The sequence below is a fragment of the Nocardioides sp. genome, assembly GCF_035429765.1.
Lineage (GTDB): Bacteria > Actinomycetota > Actinomycetes > Propionibacteriales > Nocardioidaceae > Nocardioides.
Map to the genome: position 1 here is coordinate 1 of NZ_DAOMFK010000281.1, position 2,927 is coordinate 2,927.

Annotated in this window: 4 protein-coding genes; all 4 read right to left on the minus strand. The window is 73.0% G+C overall.

Going from position 1 to position 2,927, the window contains the following annotated elements; genetic code table 11:
* Nucleotides 1–376, minus strand: a 376-nt coding sequence (locus tag PLP61_RS16140) for an acyl-CoA dehydrogenase family protein (RefSeq protein ID WP_324503786.1), incomplete at its 3' end; no start/stop codon positions are given.
* Nucleotides 377–388: 12 nt separating this feature from the next.
* Nucleotides 389–1,555, minus strand: a complete 1,167-nt coding sequence (locus tag PLP61_RS16145) for an acyl-CoA dehydrogenase family protein (RefSeq protein WP_324503787.1) — start codon at nucleotides 1,553–1,555, stop codon at nucleotides 389–391.
* Nucleotides 1,556–1,736: 181 nt separating this feature from the next.
* Nucleotides 1,737–2,204 carry an NUDIX hydrolase gene (locus PLP61_RS16150; protein WP_324503788.1) on the minus strand — a complete coding sequence of 156 codons (468 nt, stop codon included), beginning with the start codon at nucleotides 2,202–2,204 and terminating at the stop codon, nucleotides 1,737–1,739.
* A gap of 36 nt (nucleotides 2,205–2,240) precedes the next feature.
* Nucleotides 2,241–2,927 (minus strand): hypothetical protein (locus tag PLP61_RS16155; protein WP_324503789.1); only part of this gene is annotated, 687 nt, incomplete at its 5' end.

A 2,927-nucleotide genomic window follows, 5' to 3' on the forward strand; every position in this document is an offset into this window, starting at 1 on the left:
GCGCGAACGCCAGGACCTGCTCGCCGGCGGCCAGCGGGCCGAGCAGCTCCGCCCGCTGCTCGCGGGAGCCGGCCGCGGCCACCACGCCGCCGGCCAGCACCACCGAGGTGAGGAACGGCTCGGGAGCAAGCACCCGGCCGAGCTCCTCGGCGACGATGCCGACCTCGACCGGTCCGGCGCCGACGCCGCCGTCCTCCTCGGCGAACGGCAGGCCGAGCACGCTCATCCGCGCCAGCCGGCCCCAGAGGGCCTCGTCGAAGCCGGGGTCCTCGGCGACCCGTCGGCGGCGCGCCTCGAAGTCGGCGTACGTCGTGCCCAGCAGCCCGCGCACCGCCTCGCGCAGCGCCTGCTGCTCGTCGTCGTAGGTGAAGTCCATCCCGACCGCCTCTCAGAGTCCCAGGATCGTGCGCGCGATGATCTGGCGCTGGATCTCGTTGGAGCCGCCGTAGATCGAGGCCTTGCGCAGGTTGAGGTAGAGCGGCGTCGCCCTCGTCGCCCACTCCGGCAGCTCGGAGCCCTCACCGGCGCCCGAGGCCAGCGAGGCGGGCCCGGCCAGGTCCACCACCAGCTCGCTGACGGCCTGCTGCAGCTCGCTGCCCCGGAGCTTGAGCACCGACGAGGCCGGGTGCGGCTTGCCGTCGGCCGAGTGGGCGGCGACGCGCAGGGCGGTGAGCTCGAGCGCGAGCAGCTGGTTCTCCAGCTCGGCGACCCGCGCCGCCACCAGCGGCTCGGCCAGCAGGTCGCCTCCCGGCGCCTGGCGGGCCCACTCCTTGGCCCGGACCAGGACCCGCTTGGTGGCGCCCACGGGGGCCACGCCGACGCGCTCGTTGCCGAGCAGGAACTTCGCGTAGTCCCACCCCGCGTTCAGCTCGCCGACGAGGTTCTCGGCGGGCACCCGCACGTCCTCGAACCACACCTCGTTGACCTCGTGACTGCCGTCGATCAGCTCGATCGGAAGGACGGTGACCCCGGGCGAGGTCATGTCGATGAGCAGGAAGGAGATGCCGCGCTGCTTGCGGGCCTCGGGATCGGTGCGGACCAGGCAGAAGATCCAGTCGCCGTACTGGCCCAGCGTGGTCCACGTCTTCTGGCCGTTGACGACGAAGGTGTCCCCGTCGCGCACCGCGGTCGTGCGCAGCGAGGCGAGGTCGGAGCCCGCGTCGGGCTCGGAGAACCCCTGCGACCACCAGATGTCGAGGTTCGCGGTCGCCGGGAGGAACCGCTCCTTGAGCTCCTGGGAGCCGAACGTGGCGATCACCGGCCCCACCATGGAGGTGTTGAACGCGAGGGGTGCGGGAACGCAGGCCCGCTGCATCTCCTCGTGCCACAGGTGGTGGCGCAGGCTGGACCAGCCCCTGCCGCCCCACTCCACCGGCCAGTGCGGCACGGCGAGCCCGGCCGCGTTCAGCACCCGCTGGGACCGCACGAACTGGTCCTTGGTCAGCTCGCGCCGGTCGGCCACCGCGTCACGGATGTCCTGGGGCACCTGGGTGGTGAAGAACTCCCGCATCTCCTCGCGGAACGCGGCATCCTCCGGGGACAGCTGGAGCTGCATCGGCGTACCTCCTCCTGGTGCGCCCATCATGGACTGTGGGGGTGGCGGTGGTGCGTGGGGGTGTGCTCGGGGTCTGTTGGTTTCCCCGGGCGGGGAAACCCGCACCCGTCGGGGGTTGCTTCCCGTGCGAAGTGAGAGTTTGCCGGGCGCGGAGTGACGAGTAGGGCTGATGGAGCGGCGGTCAGAGCCGGAACCGGGCGGCCACCTCGCCGCAGAGGGCGTCGTCGACCCGGGCCTGCACCGAAGGCGAGAGCGGCGGCAGCGCGTCCCGGGGGAACCAGCCGACGTCCGTGCACTCGTCGTCGGCCACGTACGGCTCGCCCTCCAGCCACGTGCACAGGAACGTGTGGTTGAGGTAGGTGGCGACGTCCCCGTTGGGATGGAGGATCGGGGGGGTCGCGTCGACCCCCGCCAGACGGTCCACCCGGATCCGTACCCCGGTCTCCTCCATCGCCTCCCGCACCGCCGCCGCGGCCGGCTCCTCCCCGGGCTCCACGATGCCGCCGACCGGAGCCCACTCGCCGTCGTCCGCGCGGAGCACGAGGAGAAGATCCTCGCCACGGAGCACCACCGCGGTGATGCCTGGCAGCCACAGCTCCGCGGTCCCGACGTGCGCGCGCAGCCGTCGGATGAACTCGGGGACCGGCATGCCCCGAGCGTACGTGCCGCCCTCGTGACCGGCCGGCTAGCCGACCAGGACCGGCCGCGCCGACAGCACGCGGAGCGCCACCGGGTCGCCGGGGACGGTAAGGGTCTGGGGGATCGGCGTCCACGGACCGCCGTTGACCGAGTACCGCCCGGAGTAGACCGTGTCCACGCGCGGGTGGACCGTCACGTCCGCGTCGCGGTAGGTGTGGGTCACCTCCAGGTCGGGGTACGCCGCGCCGGGGCTCGCGGTCCGCTCCGCCCCGCCGTCGTCCCCCTCGCCCGCCCAGTGCCACAGGTAGCCGCCCGGGGTGGCCTCGATCTCCACCCGCTGCCCCAGCAGCGTGACCGTCTGCGTCGTCGGGGCGGTGTTGGTGGTGTAGAAGTTGGTCGCCAGGTTGACCAGCGTCTCGCCGCCCGGCGGCTCCACCACCAGCTCGGACCTCGGCCAGCTCAGCCTCCTCATCGCGTCGAACACCAGCGCCGGGGTGATCGCTCCCAGCTCCCCGGCCTCACCCGAGGTCAGGCACGCCACCCCGTAGAGCCCCCGCGGACCGCCGGCCGGGGTGCGGTAGATGTTGTACAACGTGCCGGGCACCCCGGCCGCGTTCACACAGCTCACCGGGTTGTAGCAGACCCCGCCCGGGCCGTCGTCCTTGCACTGCTGCTCGATGCTCCAGGTCGCGCCGTCGCCGGAGCCGTACGCCGCACGGACCTGGTCGCCGGT